Source organism: Clostridium polyendosporum (genome assembly GCF_018332455.1).
Lineage (GTDB): Bacteria > Bacillota > Clostridia > Clostridiales > Clostridiaceae > Clostridium_AY > Clostridium_AY polyendosporum.
In genome coordinates, this window is the sequence record NZ_BOPZ01000001.1 from 14595 (window position 1) to 31671 (window position 17077).

Genomic DNA, 17077 nt, shown 5'->3' on the forward strand with positions numbered 1-17077 from the left:
CTATCTAAATAAGAATTGTTGAATCCTATAGTTGTTGTATCAATTGGAGGTGTAAATATGAAAAAAAGAAGTATTTTAGTTGTAGATGATGAAGAAAATGTATTACAACTTTTAAAATTATATTTAGAGGCAGATGGATTTGAAGTTCAAGTAGCAGATGATGGAATAAAGGCTGTAGAATTAACAAAAAAACATAAACCGGATTTAATTATATTAGATATTATGCTTCCATATAAAGATGGATGGAGGGTTGCTCAAGAAATAAGAAGAGATATGGATACTCCAATAATCATGCTTTCTGCTAAGGGTGATGAGTCAGATAAAATTTTAGGGCTTACCTTAGGTGGCGATGATTACGTAACTAAACCTTTTTCACCAGGAGAAGTAGTAGCTAGAGTTAAGGCTATTTTTAGAAGATTAAAGATTGAAGACCAAGAGAATGATGTTTTAGAATTTCCTTACTTAACTATAGATTATTCAAAATATGAAATCCTAGCTGATGGGATTAAGATAATAAGTACCCCAAAGGAAGTGGAGCTTTTATGGTTGATGGCAAATAATCCAGGTAAAGTTTTTACGAGAGAACATTTATTAGATAAGGTTTGGGGATACGATTATTTAGGAGATTCACGAACTGTTGATACTCATATAAAGCGTTTACGTAGAAAAATTGGAATAAAACATTCTTATACTTATATTCATACTATTTGGGGAGTAGGGTACAAATTTGAGGTGATACAAAATGAAGAAAAGCCTATTTCGTAGACTTATTAGCACTTATGTTTTAGTAATATTCCTTAGTATAGTAATAGTAAGTTCAGTGTTTTATATATTCTTTAATAATTATTATTTAGGGGCAAAAGAACAACAACTATTTACTCAAGGGAGAGAGATATCTAAGGTGTTAAGTCCCTTAATAAAAAATAAAGAACAGGGTGAAATTGACAAAATAATAGAAGTATATAATAGAGTTAATGTTTCACATATGTGGGTAACAAATAAAGCAGGTCATCTTATAAGTGGGTTTAGTGATATTAAAAATGCCGAAAACTTGTGTGTTGATAATGAACAGGTATTGAGAGCTATTAAAGGAGAAGAAGTCACAAACAGAAGAAATATAAAATATGGCAATGAACCAGTACTTTCTGTAGCTTTACCAATATATGTAGATGGTGATGTCCAGGGAGTTATTTATGTTTGCAATCCACTTTCAGAAATTAATTCTAGTATTCTTCAGGCTTTAAGATTTGTTATTTTTGCTGGGGGCATAGCTATTACTATTGTCGCTTTTGTAAGCTATTTTATCTCAAAAACAATTACTAAACCTATTAAAGAGATAACTGAAATATCTTTAGAGATGGCTTCAGGTAATTTTGTAAAAAGAGCTAATGTGACTTCTACTGATGAAATAGGAAAGTTAGGTAATACTTTTAATTATATGATAGGAAGATTAGACGACACTTTAAAAGCTTTAGAAGATGAAAAAAATAAGATGATAAAAATAGAAAGAATGCAGAGAGAATTTGTTGCTAATGCCTCTCATGAACTTCGAACACCATTGACTTCTGTTAGAGGATATCTTGAAGCTATGCTTGACGGGGTTATAAGAGGAAAGGAAGAGGAAAGAAAATATCTTAGAATTATTCTTAGCGAAACATTAAGAATGCACAGATTAGTTAATAGTCTTTTAGACTTATCAAGGATTGAATCAGGTCAGATTAAGGTTAATAAAAGAAAACTAGCTATAGGTTATATAGTGGAGAGAATCATTACAAAGTTAAAACCGCTGATTGAAGATCAACAGCTTGGTTTAGAAGTATCTATATCAAAAGGATTACCGCTAGTCTTGGGAGATGAGGACTTGATAGAACAGGTTTTAATTAACTACATAGCTAATGCAGTAAGATTTACTCCTGTAGGAGGAAAACTATCTGTTAAAGCAGAGAGTGATGAAAATAAAGTAAAGATACACATTATAGATACGGGTATAGGTATTTTGGAAGAAGATTTATCCAAGGTGTGGAAGAGATTTTACAAAATTAATGAAGCAAGGCCACTATCAAAAGAAGGAGCTGGATTAGGTTTATCTCTAGTAAAAGAGATAATGGAATTGTTAGGTGGAGAAGCATGGGTAGAAAGTATTCCAGGAAAAGGATCTACATTCAGTTTTAGTTTATCTGTTTATGAAAAAAGTATGGACGAAAAAGTTCACAAATAGTTCCTTTCTATTTCAAAAACTAGTCCTAAAATAATAACTGTAGTGAAACATAACTTAGATAGTTTCAACTATAAGGTAATATTTTAGGGAGGTACTTTTATGTTAAGAAAATCTATATTAAGAGGTAAATTTACTAAAAAAATTGCAGCTGTATTGATGTTAGCTGCTGTGGTAACAGTGTCTAAAGCAAATGTTGCTTATGCTCACTGTGATACTGCAGACGGCCCAGTAGTAACTGCTGCAAAAAACGCTATTGAGAAAAAGGATGCAAAGTTAGTTTTGCCATATGTTGCTCCACAATATGAGGAGGAGCTTAAGAAAGCTTTTGATAAAACAATAGCAGCTCATGGAGAAAATAAAGAGGCACAGGAATTAGTTGATAATTATTTTTATGAAACAACTGTACGTCTTCATAGAGCAGGGGAAGGAGCAGTGTATACTGGTATAAAGTCAGCAGGACAAGATTTCGGACCAGCCCTTCCGGCAGCAGAAAAAGCAATTGAATCAGGATCTACTGAAGAATTGAAAAAAATCATGATAGATACAATTTCTAAGCAAATTGATGAAAAATATAAGAATGTAACGGAAAAGAAATCAGAAGGTACTGCCACTGTAGAAGCTGCAAGAGAAAATGTAGAAGCTCAATTTGGATTTGAAAAATACGTTTTAGGTATCTATGATGCAGCTATGGCAAAAGATGGACACAATGAAGGGGGAGAATCATCTACAGGCCATAATCATGGAGAAGTAGCTGCTGATAGTCATGGAGGAGAAACTAATAGTGAAGTTGCTAGACATAATACTGAAGCTGTGAAGGAAGGAAATGAAAAGAATAACTATATTGCTTTAGCTTCAACAGGCTTAGGAGCACTTGTACTCGGGTTTATCTTTGGACGTAAAGGTAAAAAGTGTAATCATTAAAATAATATGAGATTGTATTACTAGAGGGTAATCTGAAAGGATTACTCTATTTTTTATTTTACTGTTATTTAGAAAGTAAAATTTAGCTAAAAGTTAGTAGGATCGATTTTTATTGATTTTTGTTTTTTCAAATTTATTAAGTGTCGAAGTTATTTATCTTTTAATATACATAAAAACAAATTAACTGAAAATATGGATTTTTAAGACAAATAATAATAGAAATTATGAATATTCAATGTCTATATAAGCTTAAATTTTATTAATTAATGCTAATTAATGATAATAGATAGTGATAAGCTTATAATGGTGTAAAATATTATTATTTTATCACTATCTTATGCATTTGATGGAGTGATATGGGCGTGTTATAATACCTCAGTATATACAAAATTCTACGTAATAATTAGAAAACTACAGAATTAAGGGAGAAATAATATGGGGAATTTTAAGAAGTATTTAATAGGACAACCATTAAAATCTTCGCAATTGCATCATGAAAAATTTAGTGTGTTTAGGGGACTACCAATTTTATCATCAGATGCTATATCTTCTGTTGCTTATGCATGTGAAGAAATATTATGGGTGTTGATTCCTATAATGGGCATAATCTCTTATAATTACTTGCTTTATGTTACTTTATCAATTATTGCATTGTTAAGCATTCTAATTTTTTCTTATCGCCAAACTATAGATAGCTATCCTAAAGGAGGAGGCTCATATATAGTATCTAGAGAAAATCTTGGTGAGATACCGAGTCTTGTAGCAGGGGCCTCCTTAACTATAGACTATATATTAACGGTGGCAGTTAGTGCAACAGCAGGAGTAGCAGCAATAACTTCAGCCTTTCCATTTCTTTTGCCACATAAGATTCCATTAACATTAGTGATAATTGGTATAATGACATTAGGAAATCTAAGAGGTATAAGTGATTCGGCAAAAATTTTTAGTGTTCCAACTTATTTCTTTTTGATTATGACAATAATTATGATTTTAACAGGAATAATAAAATATTTATTTTTTGGTTATACAGCTATACCGGTTGAAGGTGTTAGTGAAACCTTTGGAGATATGACAGTATTCTTATTCTTAAAGGCATTCTCTGCAGGATGTACTGCATTAACAGGAGTAGAAGCAGTAAGTGATGGAGTAGCAAACTTTAAGGAGCCGGCAACAAAAAATGCTAAAAAAGTGTTAGCCTTTTTGTTCTTAATAGTAATTTTGATATTTGGTGGGGTATCATATCTTTCAACTATATATCATGCTGTTCCAAGCCTTGAGAAAACTGTTATATCCCAAATTGCAGAACAGGTATTTGGTCAAGGAAGTTTTCTGTTTTTCTTAATGCAATTTGCAACAACTTGTATACTAATTATGGCTGCAAATACTGCATTCTCAGATTTTCCTTTACTTCTTTCATTTATTGCTAGAGATGGATACGCACCAAGACAGTTTAATAAAAGAGGGCATAGGCTAAGTTTCTCAAATGGTATTTTGATGTTAGCTATTGCAGCAGCAATTCTTGTAATAGTTTTTCAAGGAGAGAATCACTTTCTATTACCTTTATATGCAGTTGGTGTATTTATATCCTTTACTCTTTCTCAAAGTGGTATGGTAATGAAGTGGTATAGAGGTAAAGAAAAAGGATGGAAACATAAAGCCCTAATAAATGGATTTGGTGCTTTAATTACTTTTTGTACAGCTATAATAATATCAATAAATAAGTTTACACATGGTGCATGGCTTGTATTTGTATTACTTCCTTTAGCAATATTACTTATGAAGAGAATAAAAAAGCATTATAACAAAGTAGCTAGTCAGTTAAGTTTAGAAAATAACTATTTCCCGATATTTAACAGTAAAGTAGCGAGAAGGTTTATTCTTCCTATTGCAGGATTGAATGAAGCTGTCATTAAATCAATAAATTATGCGAAATGTCTTTCAGACGATATTACTGCTTTCCATGTTTCCACTAATGAAGAAGAAACACAAAAACTTAAGGAAAAATGGAAAAAATATAATATTCAGATTCCTCTAGTAATTAAAGAATCTGAATATAGAGAGGTTGTTCAACCTCTTGTAGATTTTATAGAATCCGATGAATTTAGAACTACAAAATATGATATAGTAACTGTTGTACTTCCACAGTTTTCAACGGAAAAATGGTGGGGAACTATACTGCACAATCAAACAGCTGTATTTATAAGGAGTACTCTTTTAAAGAAGAAGAATATAGCTGTTATCACAGTTCCATTTATAATTCATGATCAGTATAATGTAAGTGAAATTTCAGTACAAAATAAAGAATCTTATCCAAAAACAGATACAGCATCCTAGAGAAAGGCGACAGTAGTCGTCTTTTTCATTTCATGATATGGAGAAATGATGCTGAAAAGTTATAAATAATTGGTTAAAATGTTATGTAAATAATAAGCTGTAGGTATATATACTTAATGTATAGTTATCCCTATGATTTAGGGAATACTCTAAATCATAGGCATTATTTTTTACTTATAAAGTTAAGCGTATGGAGAAATGACTGCGGTACATTTTTCAAGACAAATTTAGTTTTTGATGATATAATATGCTAGTATTTATAGAAATTTATTTTTTAATTATAGATGAGGTGATAATATGAGTGGTATTGCTGGAACAGGTTGTGATGTGATAGTACCATTTAATGAAAGAAAACCACTTGAGGAAATAGAAAGAAGCATCAGAAAGACATATAAGAAGCATATATGGTCAAAGTTCGTAAGAGCTATAAAGGATTATAACTTGGTAGAAGAAGGAGATAAAGTTGCGGTCGCTATTTCTGGTGGTAAGGACAGCATGCTTATGGCAAAGCTATTTCAAGAGTTAAAGAGGCATGGTCAAGTTAACTTTGAGCTTGAGTTTATCGCCATGGATCCTGGATATCATCCACAAATAAAGGAACTCCTTATTGACAACTGCAATTATTTAAATATACCAATCCACATATTTGAGTCAGGAATTTTTGATGTTGTGGACAAAATAGCAAAGGATTATCCATGCTATATGTGTGCAAGAATGAGAAGAGGTTCTTTATATAATAAGGCAAAGGAACTTGGGTGCAATAAGTTGGCTTTAGGTCATCACTATAATGATGTTATTGAGACAACTCTACTTAATGTTCTTTATGGAGGAAATTTTAAGACGATGATGCCTAAGCTTAGAGCTACAAACTTTGAGGGTATTGAACTTATAAGACCTATGTATTACATAGAGGAAGCGTATATAAAACGATTTACTCAAAATTCAGGTATTTGGCCACTTAACTGTGCTTGTATGGTAGCTGCAGAAAAGATAGGAAACAAGCGTTATGAGATAAAAGATATGATTGAAGAGTTAAAAAAGAATTTTAAGGATGTTGAAAAATCTATATTTAAAGCTGCACAAAATGTAAGTATGGATTCTATTTTAGGATGGGAAAAAGGTGGAAATAAGTATTCATTCTTGGATTTTTATGATGATGAGGAAATTAAAGTTTCAGTTGAAGATGTAGAAGAATAAAGGTTATATATTATTTTATTCTTGAGCATAATAATCCTATATATATAAAGGAGGGGTATTATGTCTAAGGGTCAAAAAACTGATAAACGTAGGCTAGCAGAACAAACTGTTGATTTTGAAATAACATCTGATGTGGTGCAAACCCATACATCGCATACTGCAAATAAGCCACAGCCAAAATATTTGAAAAAATAATTAATGTTTATAATTTATTATAAGTTATAAAAAGACTATTCTTAGAATGATAGATATTTTAAGAATAGTCTTTTTTGATATATTAATAGTAAGATAATATATTATTATTCCTTATTTTATACAAGAGTTTATTATATCTAATTTATAATATGTGTTAAAATATTAGAAGTTATTTTTTATGGTTCTGAATTTATTATTAAGTTATGTATCTAAAGATAAATAACTTTAATATTTAGTGGATTGCAAAAAAGAGTCTTACTTTTCAATGATTTTTAAAAGATTAAATTGTAAGTTTGTGCATCTATATAATAGGAGGCTTGAAATGAAAGCATTAATTATTGAAGATGATAAATTACTTTTAGACACTATTGGACAAAGTATTAGTGAGTTGTTTGAATATGAATATGCAGCGGATGGGGAAGAAGGATTATACTTAGCACTACAGAATATCTATGATGTAATAATTTTAGACTTGATGCTTCCTGGTTTAAATGGATATGAAGTTTTAAGTAAACTTAGAGAAAATTCAATTACAACTCCAATATTAATATTAACAGCTAAAGATTCTATTGATGATAAGATAAAAGGTTTTAAGTTAGGTGCAGATGATTATTTGCTAAAGCCCTTTTATAGTGAAGAGTTAATAGTTAGACTTGAGGCAATAGTGAGAAGAAGTGGTGTAATGATATCAAACAATGTATTAAAATTTAAAGAGCTAGAGATGGATGTTAAAAAAAGAATGTTATTTATTAGTGGTGACGAAGTATTTTTAAAAGGAAAACAGTTTGAACTTCTACAATACTTAATAAACAATAAGGATTCTATTGTAACTAAAGAACAAATTTTTGATAGGATTTGGGGATTTAATTCAGATACTACTATTAATGTAGTAGAGGTATATGCAAGCAATTTAAGAAAATGTCTTAAGAAGTATTGTTATGAAAAGTATATAAAAACTATTAGAGGATTAGGATATATGTTAACTACGGGAGAAGAGGATAATGTTTAATAGAAATAGATTAAGATTACTAGCAGCTAATATTACTGTTTTTGTAATTATATTTTCTATTTTTAGCTTCATAATTTATAGTTACATAAGGTCTAATCAGTATGTAAGAGTAGATAAGGAGCTAATTATAAGTAAAAAGTTATTTAATAAGGTATCATCAAATCTAGAGATATTTATTCCTGTAGCGAATCCTAGAGTTATAGCTGTTATAAGAAATGAAAGAGGAGAACTTATACAAGGTGGTCATATTAGTGGATTTTATAAAACTTATGAAAGGAAGCTTAGACCAAAGAAATTTAATGAAATCTTTGATGTCAATTTAGAGAATTATAGCTTCAGATCTATTGCCTTTCCAGTTAAAATAGAAGATAAAACTTTTACAGTTCAGCTATTGGCCAATACTAATGCAGAAAGAGATGTTTTAAAAAACTTATTGAATATTTTGGTTTTAGGCGGAATTATAATACTCTTAATTTCTATAGGCGCTAGTTGGTATATTGCAGATAAAAGTATGATACCTATACTAAACTCATGGAAAAAACAGCGGGAATTTGTTGAAAATGCATCTCATGAACTTAGAACACCACTAACAATAATACAATCTAGACTTGAGATGTTGCTTAAATATCCTAACTCAAAAATTATAGATAAAATTGAGAATATTAGTCCGGCATTGTCGGAAACCAGAAGAATTTCTAAAATGGTGTCAGACTTGCTGACTTTAGCAAGAGCAGATTCAAATACTACAGAAGTAGAAAAGAAAAAGACCAATATGACACAATTAATTTCTAAAATAATTGAACCCTATATAGAACTTGGAGAAATGCAAAATAAAAATATAGTTTTTGAAGCATTAGATGATATGAAACTTTTTTGTGATGAAGGAAGAATACATCAACTGTTAGTGATATTATTAGATAATGCTATAAAGTATACAGAAGAAGGTGCAACTATAATAGTAAAAAGTTTTATAAAGGACAATAAATATATAATTAATGTTGAAGATAATGGGATTGGAGTTAAAGCAGAAAATAAAGAAAAAATCTTTGAAAGATTTTTTAGAGAAGATAAAGCAAGATCTAGAGAGTCCGGTGGATCTGGATTAGGGTTATCTATCGCTCAGTGGATAGTTAATAAACATAATGGTACGATAAAGTGTTATGCTAACTCGCCCAAAGGAACAATAATAAAAGTAAGCCTGCCAATTGAAAAAAGGGAGTCTATATAGATTAAATCGTAATCATATCTTTGATTACGATTTTTTTTATAAATAGAATGGTAATCCTAATTGTAAAATAGATAGCACAATTAGGATTTTTAAGGGGTTTTTAAGGAGTTTTTAAGGAATTTTTAAGGTTTCAAATAGATAATTTTTATAAAAGCCTGTGAAGTTAAGTTGCGATTATGAAGTTATATATAAGTTTTAAGTGCAGGAGGATTAATGATGAAAAGCAAATTAATTAAAAGATTAATAACCTGTTTAATTATTGGTACAGTTGCTGTAGGTAGTTATTATGGATATAAGAAATATTTTTCTAGTAAAACTGCTGCAGCAACTAATCAGTATATAACAGTTACCGCTAAAAAAATGAATATGCAGGTAAATATTCAAGGAACAGGTAGTGCTTATGTGGCAATTTCCAAAGATATAGTACCTAACAATACTGGAGTATTGAAGGATTTAAATGTAAAAGTAGGAGATACAGTTAAAGCTGGTGCGAAGCTTTTTACTTCTGATAGTGATGATCTTAGGTTGAATGTAGCTAATGCACAAAATAATCTTGATAGGCAGAAGCTTACACTATCAATTGATCAGAGTAATTATAATGATCAAGTGGCAAAAGCCAATGCAGCTGTAACTGATGCTCAAAATAAACTTAATGATGCTGTAAAGCAAGTAAATAAAATGATTGTAACTGCTCCAATAAGTGGAGTAATAGTTGCTGTAAATAATAAAAATGGTGATAATATACAAGCTGATAGTGGACAAACAGGTGGTAGTAGCTACAATACTCAGGTAAACAAAAGTAGTAACAATGGTCAAGTAAATAATAATAGTGATAATGCACGAACAGTAGTACTAGTAATAGCAGACCCAAGTTCTCCACAGAAAAAAGTAGAAGTGGTACCTAATAATAATGGTGTGTTAAAGAATTTAAAAGTAAAGATAGGGGATACAGTTAAAGTTAGTCAAGAGCTTTTTGTATCTGATAGTGATCAACTTAGGCAAAATGTAACTAATGCACAAAAGAACCTAGATAAGCAGAAATCTGCATTAGCAAGTGCTAAAAATAATAACAAAATAGCTATAGATACTTTGGCTGTAAAGGATGCTCAAAGTCAACTTGATGATGCGTTGCAGCAAATGAATAAAATGACTGTAACTGCTCCAATAGATGGATTAGTAGCATTAGTAAATAATAGCAATGGTGACAAGGTAGACGCAAGTAGTGGTGGTAGTAGCGGACAATCAAGTGGCAGTGGTGGTGGTGGACAAGGTAATAGCAGTAGCGGTAACGGACAAAGTAGTGGAAACAGTACAAGTGGACAATTAAATAGTAGTGGTAGTAATGGTCGGACAAGTAGTAGCAGCGGAAGTACACAATCAGGAGTACTATCAATAGTAGATCTAAGTTCTATGAAAGTTAAAGTAGCAGTAGATGAGCTGGATATAGCTAAAGTAAAGGAAGGGCAAAAGGCTGAACTTAGATTCGATGCAATTAAGGATAAGGTATATGACGGTACAGTAGAATCTATAGCACAAATAGGTACGTCTACAAATAATGTCACTACCTATGATGTAGTTATTGTAATAACAGATCCGACTAACATTAAAATTGGTATGAATGCAAATGTAAATATTTTAGTTGATAGTAAGGATAACGCATTAACTATACCATTAGAAGCATTAGTTGATAGAAATGGTAACAAGTATGTCATGATTGAAAATAGTGAAAGAAATAGCTTAAATACAAGTAATAACAGTTCTGATAAGGCAAATGGTGGTGAAAATAATCAAAATACATCGGCTCAAAATGGTCAATCTATCAGAGGTAATGGACAAGCAAATAGAAATGGAGGAAATATGCAGGGATATGCAGGACGTGGTTCCACTAGTACTGGTAAGTTAGTTCAAGTAAAAACTGGACTTGAAAATGAAAATTACGTTGAAATAGTAGATGGAATTACAGAAGGACAAAAAGTTTTAATTAATTTACCAACAAGTACTTTAGGAAGTAATACGAATAATAGAAATAGCGTTAGTGGAGGCTTCAGTGGAGTAAGATCTCAAGGTGGAAATAATGTGAGAAATAACTAAAAAACAATCATCTTTACTAAAAGAACAGGGAGGATTAATCATGAAAAATAAATTAATTAAGGGGTTAATAACATGCTTAACTATTGGTATAGTTGTCCTGGGTGGATATTATGGATATAATAAGTTTTTTACTAGCAAAGCTGCTGCGACAGCTAATCAGTATATAACAGTTACTGCTAAAAAAACGAATATGCAGGTAAATATTCAGGGAACTGGCAGTGCTTATGCAGCGACATCTAAAGATATATCACCTAATAATAATGGAATATTAAAAGATTTAAATGTAAAGGTAGGAGATACAGTTAAAGCAGGTACAAAGCTCTTTACTTCTGATAGTGATGATCTTAGACAAAATATAACTAAGGCACAAAATAGCTTAGATAAGGCGAAGCTTACATTAGCAAATTCTAAAAATGACAATGAAACAGCTATGAATAATTTATCTGTTAGTGATGCTCAAAATCAACTTAATAGTACCTGGCAGCAAGTAAATAACATGACTGTTAAAGCTCCAGTAAGTGGAGTAATAACTGCTGTAAATAATAGCAATGGAGATAGTGTACAATCAGGAAAGTCTATAGTATCAATAGTAGATCCAAGTTCAATGAAAATTAAAGTAGCAGTAGATGAACTTGATATAGCTAAAGTAAAGGAAGGACAAAAGGCTGAAGTTAAATTTGATGCAATTAAGGATAAGATTTATGACGGTACGGTAGAATCTATAGCACAACTAGGTACAAGCACTAATAATGTTACGACCTATGATGTAGTTGTTGCAATAGCAAATCCAACTGATATTAAAATTGGTATGAATGCAAATGTAAATATTTTAGTTGATAGTAAGGATGACGCATTAACAATACCTTCCGAAGCATTAATTGATAGGAATGGCAACAAGTATGTGATGATTCAAAATAGTGAAAGTAATAGCTCAAATTCAAATACAGGGAATAGCAGTTCTGATAAGAGAAATGCTTATCAAAATAATCAAAATACATCAACTCAAAATGGTCAATCTATCGGAGGTAATAGTCAAGGAAGTAGAAATGGAGGAAATATGCAGGGATATGCAGGAGGCACTTCCACTGGTACTGGTAAGTTGGTTCAAGTAAAAACTGGACTTGAAAATGAAAATTACGTTGAAATAGTAGAGGGAATTACAGAAAATCAAAAGGTTTTAATTAATTTACCAGTTAGTACTTCAACAACTAATACGAATAATAGAAACAGCTTAGGTGGAGGTCTAGGTGGTGGAAACTTTGGGGCAGGTTTCGGCGGAGGTAATGGTGGAACAAGACAACAAGGTGGCGGAAATAGAAATTAAGTAGCAATCAAATACGCTTGATGCATCTATATTGGAGTATGGTTTTTTATGGAAGATAATTTAAGTGAAAAAGAAGTAATTAAGATGAGAAACATCAATAAAATTTATCGAATGGGTAGCAGTGATTTTAAGGCTTTAGATAATGTAAATTTAACTATTAATAAAGGAGAATATATAGCGATTGTTGGACCGTCAGGTGCAGGAAAGTCTACTCTGATGAATATTATAGGTTGTCTAGATAATCCTACAAGCGGAGAATATATATTAGATGAGTTAGATACAAAATGTAGTGATTCAAAGTTAGCAGAAATAAGGAATAAGAAGATAGGCTTTATCTTTCAAAATTATAATCTACTACCTAGGTTAAATGTATTAGAAAATGTAGAGTTACCACTTTTATATTTAGGAGTTTCTAGTAATAAAGTTAGGCAAAAAGCAATGGAAGTTCTGAAAAAAGTAGGACTTGAAACTCATATTAAGCATAAACCTACTGAGCTTTCAGGAGGACAGAAACAAAGAGTAGCTATAGCTAGAGCACTAGTTACAGAACCACAAATAATTTTAGCAGATGAGCCAACAGGTGCTCTTGATAGTAAGACAGGAAAAGAAGTACTGCAGATGCTAAAGGATTTAAATAAAGAGGGAAATACAATAGTTATGATTACCCATGATAAGGAAATAGCATCTGAAGCAAAGCGAATGATTACTGTAAAAGATGGGAGAATTACCTCTGATAGTTGGAAGGAGGATGAAGTAGCTTATGAAACTGACGAAACTAATTAAAATTTCCTTGGCTTCAGTTTGGAGTAATAAAATAAGATCTTTCTTAACTATGTTAGGTATAATTATAGGAATATCATCAGTAATTGTACTTGTAGGAATAGGCGAAGGAACTAAGAAACAAGTTACTGATCAGATAGAAAAGTTGGGTACAAATCTTATAACTGTTAGTATTACAGGGAATAGAACAGCAGCAATTACGGAGGAGGAACTTAGTGATTTAAAGACCAAGCCTGGCATTAAGGAAATTGCACCTGCATTGACTCAGGGCAATATAAATGTAAAAGCAGGAGATAAGTCTGCTACTACAAGTTTGGAGGCGTCTACTCCAATCTATGCAGAAATAAGAAAAATAGGAGTGAGTGCAGGGAGATTTATTAATAATAGAGACGTAGATAATAGGTTTAAGGTTGCTGTAATTGGAACAGAAACAGCAAGCAACATATTTGGTACTACTAATGTAGTAGGCAAAACTATGTATGTTAATGGGATAGAGTTTACTATAGTTGGTGTACTTCAATCGCAAGGAACCTCTGCCGCTAGATCTAGTGACGATAGAATAATAGTACCCCTTTCTACAGCTCAAAGGCTTTTAAAAACCACAAACATAAAGACTTTTTATATTGAGGCTGAAGATAAAGATAAAGTTAATGATGCTATGTCTTATTTACAGTTATTCTTAAATAAAAAATATAACAACGATACAAAAAGTTATAGAATATTTAACCAAACTAGTCTTCTTGATACTGCAAACACTACTACTGAAAGCATGACAGCTATGCTCGGTGGAATTGCTGCCATATCCCTAGTAGTAGGTGGTATTGGTATTATGAATATTATGCTTGTGTCTGTTATAGAAAGAACAAGAGAAATAGGAATTAGAAAAGCTATTGGAGCTAAAAGAGCAACTATACTTTTACAATTCCTAGTTGAAGCAGCAAGCATAAGTAGTTTAGGAGGAGTATTAGGAGTATTACTTGGATTTTTAGGTGCTTATGGTGCACAAAGTTTACTTAAAATCAATGTTGTTATTTCTAATAATATAGTAATTGAAGCATTTATATTTTCAGTTTTAGTAGGAATGGTATTCGGTATATATCCAGCAAATAAAGCTTCTAAGCTAAATCCTATAGATGCATTAAGATTTGAGTAATCAATATAGATACACAACTTCACAATTAAATCATTAAGAAATTAAATTGTGTATTTATAAAAGTTAACAAAAATAATTTAAAGCAGCTTGAATTAGGCTTAATGATAGTTCATTAGCAAGCTGCTTTTTTATTTGATGACATTTCACAAAGTGAAATCTGGCTCAAATTTAATAGACTCGATGTTTATTAAATTTTATTAGTTAAATATTGGGTTTGGTAAAGGGGTAATTTAAGAGGGGCACTTTCCCTAGGTGAACCCTCACAATATACCAAAAAATAATCTCCAAATAGAGGTTATTTGTTAACCTTTAGCAGAATTAATATTTTCTTTTGTTAGTAATGTGTTTAGATAGTCTTTTAGTAAAGAACCATCCAATCCTGCAAGTGCCCCAGTGTTTAATAATAAAATTAAGATAATAATAATAATTGGCTCGTTAGGAGCTACAGTAACAGTAACATTACTATTTCCTAGATTGCTAAGTGTAATTGGATTACTCTCAGTTTCAACATCATTATCATTTTCTACCTGAGATTGACCTTGTTCCTGAGATTGACCTTGTTCCTGAGATTGTGCCTGAGATTGAAGTTGTTCTTGAAGCTGATTTTGAAGTTGTTCTTGTCTCTGAAGCTGGGCTTGAAGCTGAGCTTGAAGTTGTTCTTGGTCTTGAATTAGCCTCTGTAAATAAGTCAACATATCATCATTGTAGCATGTAGCTGCAGTTTCACTTGAATTTGACACATTTTTTCACCTCACAAAATATCTATAGTGTAGGATATGTCGAAAAAAAGGTTTATGTGTCAAAAATATTACAAAGAAAGAACTTGTTTTTTGTGAAGTTGAAACGAACGTTAGTGTGGATAAATTTGCTTTGGTAGAATTGTTGACTACGAATCTATTCATTCTTAAAAGTAGCTGTAGTTCATATGGTTTTAAGTTTACTAAAGAATATTAGGATGAATTCTATTAATATCTTCTCCATAATAGTTCAATGGATAAGCAGCAGGTCCTTCTAAATTATCTCCTGTATAACTAAATCTTGAACCGTGGCAAGGACAATCCCAAGATTTTTCTGCCTTATTCCATTTAACTTCGCAGCCCATATGTGTACACGTTGTATCAACAATATGTATTTTTCCATCCATATCTCTATAAGCACCGTATTTACCTCTGTCGATTTGTACAATTTTTGCTTCACCTTTTTCTAAATTTATATCGGTGCTTCCAATATTGATTTTTCCTTTTATTAATTCTTTTCCAACATCAAAGTTTTGCAAGAAGAAACTTTTTGAAGTGAAAGAAGAGCCTCTAGATGGATTAAATGCATCAAACCAAGGACTTTTACCGTCTATTATTAAATTTTTTATAATCATGGCACCTGCAGTACTATTACTCAAACCCCACTTTTTAAACCCCGTAGCTACATAAATATTTTCTGTAGTTCCAGTTAGCCTTCCTACGTAAGGAAGGTCATCTGGAGTAGTATAATCCTGAGCAGACCACCTATATCTAACGTCCTCAACTGTGAATAGTTCATTAGAGAAATTGAAAAGGTTCTGGTAGTGGGTATCTTCACTTTCACCATGAGCAGTTTTATGGCTATCGCCAACAACAAGTATAAGTTCGCCATCTTCGCAAGGATGATATCTTAAAGATCTATTTGGTTTTTCTGCATTTATAAACATTCCTTTAGGAAATGGCTCTTTAGCTTTAATAGCAAGTATGTAAGTCCGTTTTGGATTAAGCTTAGTAAAGTAGAGACCAAATCCATCATAACAAGGAAAATGAGAACAGATAATTAAATTTGAAGCTTTAATTTTATTTCCTTTTTTAGTTGTAAGAATGCATGGTTTTCCAGCTTCTACTGATATAATAGGAGTATTTTCAAATATTAATCCTTTAAATTTAGTTATTAATGACGATAGTGAAAGTAGATATTTTCTAGGGTGAAACTGAGCTTGATTATCAAAGCTTATGGCTGCCTTTATATCTAAAGGAAGCGAAATTGTAGAGTGATAATTTGCCTTTAGCCCGATATCTTGTGCTGCTTTAACTTCTCTTTGAATATCTGCTATATAATTATCTTCTTGTGTAAACACAAAGGCTGGAAGACGTTGAAAATCACAGTCGATGTTATTTGTATTGATAATACTTTCTACTAAATCAATAGCTGTATCATTAGCATCAGCATATGATTTTGCTATTTCATAGCCATGCTTTTCTATAAGCTTATAGTAAAGAAGATTATGCTGAGATGTGATTTTTCCTGTAGTTCGTCCAGTAGTACCTTCACAAATCCTGTCAGCCTCGAATACTGCAACATTTAAACCTTCTTTTGCTAGAAAATATGCAGTAGTTAAACCGCTTATACCGCCACCAATAATTGCATAATCTATAGCTATATCTTCCTTTAGCGGTGGAAAATTAGTTTTTGGGGTAGAACTTATCCAATAAGGTACATTATTAATTTTACCTAATTGAAAATTATTTTCCATAAAGATTCTCCTTTATAGTTTTTTATTTGCTATCATTTTACAAAGTGAAATCTGATAAAAATTCAATAGGTTTTATGCCCATTCCATTTTGTTTTTAGTTTTTGTTTTTATTTAATTTATATTCTAGTATGAA

14 protein-coding genes are annotated in these 17077 nt (G+C 31.3%); 12 read left to right on the forward strand and 2 right to left on the reverse strand.

Features of this window, described 5'->3' with window-relative positions; all coding sequences use genetic code 11:
- Nucleotides 1-57 precede the first annotated feature (57 nt).
- The 12 genes from CPJCM30710_RS00060 to CPJCM30710_RS00110 all read left to right on the forward strand — a co-directional run bounded on the left by CPJCM30710_RS00060 (nucleotide 58) and on the right by CPJCM30710_RS00110 (nucleotide 14450).
- The gene (locus tag CPJCM30710_RS00060) at nucleotides 58-765 is read left to right on the forward strand and encodes a response regulator transcription factor (RefSeq protein ID WP_212902116.1); all 708 of its coding nucleotides are present in this window, start codon (nucleotides 58-60) and stop codon (nucleotides 763-765) included.
- Nucleotides 743-2218: a sensor histidine kinase gene (locus CPJCM30710_RS00065; protein ID WP_212902117.1), complete on the forward strand. Its 1476-nt coding sequence runs from the start codon at nucleotides 743-745 to the stop codon at nucleotides 2216-2218. Before CPJCM30710_RS00060 ends, CPJCM30710_RS00065 begins: the two co-directional genes overlap by 23 nt.
- A 99-nt stretch (nucleotides 2219-2317) precedes the next feature.
- Nucleotides 2318-3139, forward strand: coding sequence for a DUF6448 family protein (locus tag CPJCM30710_RS00070; RefSeq protein ID WP_212902118.1), 822 nt, complete (start codon nucleotides 2318-2320; stop codon nucleotides 3137-3139).
- A 435-nt stretch (nucleotides 3140-3574) separates the two neighbouring features.
- The gene (locus tag CPJCM30710_RS00075) at nucleotides 3575-5473 is read left to right on the forward strand and encodes an APC family permease (RefSeq protein ID WP_212902119.1); all 1899 of its coding nucleotides are present in this window, start codon (nucleotides 3575-3577) and stop codon (nucleotides 5471-5473) included.
- A 297-nt stretch (nucleotides 5474-5770) separates the two neighbouring features.
- Complete coding sequence (locus CPJCM30710_RS00080) at nucleotides 5771-6670, forward strand: tRNA 2-thiocytidine biosynthesis TtcA family protein (RefSeq protein ID WP_212902120.1); 900 nt, start codon at nucleotides 5771-5773, stop codon at nucleotides 6668-6670.
- Nucleotides 6671-6730: 60 nt separating this feature from the next.
- The gene (locus CPJCM30710_RS17970; protein WP_281413938.1) at nucleotides 6731-6865 is read left to right on the forward strand and encodes a hypothetical protein; all 135 of its coding nucleotides are present in this window, start codon (nucleotides 6731-6733) and stop codon (nucleotides 6863-6865) included.
- 322 nt (nucleotides 6866-7187) lie between these two features.
- On the forward strand, nucleotides 7188-7874 hold the full coding sequence (locus tag CPJCM30710_RS00085; protein WP_212902121.1) for a response regulator transcription factor: 687 nt from the start codon (nucleotides 7188-7190) through the stop codon (nucleotides 7872-7874).
- A complete protein-coding gene (locus tag CPJCM30710_RS00090; RefSeq protein ID WP_212902122.1) occupies nucleotides 7867-9102 on the forward strand; it encodes a sensor histidine kinase in 1236 nt (411 codons plus the stop codon). Before CPJCM30710_RS00085 ends, CPJCM30710_RS00090 begins: the two co-directional genes overlap by 8 nt.
- A 216-nt stretch (nucleotides 9103-9318) precedes the next feature.
- Entirely contained in the window at nucleotides 9319-11193 is a 1875-nt protein-coding gene (locus CPJCM30710_RS00095; RefSeq protein WP_212902123.1) for an HlyD family efflux transporter periplasmic adaptor subunit, read from the forward strand.
- Nucleotides 11194-11233: 40 nt separating this feature from the next.
- Nucleotides 11234-12517: an efflux RND transporter periplasmic adaptor subunit gene (locus CPJCM30710_RS00100; RefSeq protein WP_212902124.1), complete on the forward strand. Its 1284-nt coding sequence runs from the start codon at nucleotides 11234-11236 to the stop codon at nucleotides 12515-12517.
- A gap of 48 nt (nucleotides 12518-12565) precedes the next feature.
- Nucleotides 12566-13300, forward strand: a complete 735-nt coding sequence (locus tag CPJCM30710_RS00105) for an ABC transporter ATP-binding protein (protein ID WP_212902125.1) — start codon at nucleotides 12566-12568, stop codon at nucleotides 13298-13300.
- On the forward strand, nucleotides 13278-14450 hold the full coding sequence (locus CPJCM30710_RS00110) for an ABC transporter permease (protein ID WP_212902126.1): 1173 nt from the start codon (nucleotides 13278-13280) through the stop codon (nucleotides 14448-14450). Before CPJCM30710_RS00105 ends, CPJCM30710_RS00110 begins: the two co-directional genes overlap by 23 nt.
- Nucleotides 14451-14752: 302 nt before the next feature.
- Here CPJCM30710_RS00110 and CPJCM30710_RS00115 read toward each other — a convergent pair whose 3' ends face one another.
- The gene (locus tag CPJCM30710_RS00115; RefSeq protein WP_212902127.1) at nucleotides 14753-15190 is read right to left on the reverse strand and encodes a hypothetical protein; all 438 of its coding nucleotides are present in this window, start codon (nucleotides 15188-15190) and stop codon (nucleotides 14753-14755) included.
- A gap of 200 nt (nucleotides 15191-15390) precedes the next feature.
- Complete coding sequence (locus CPJCM30710_RS00120) at nucleotides 15391-16944, reverse strand: FAD-dependent oxidoreductase (RefSeq protein WP_212902128.1); 1554 nt, start codon at nucleotides 16942-16944, stop codon at nucleotides 15391-15393.
- Nucleotides 16945-17077: the final 133 nt, after the last annotated feature.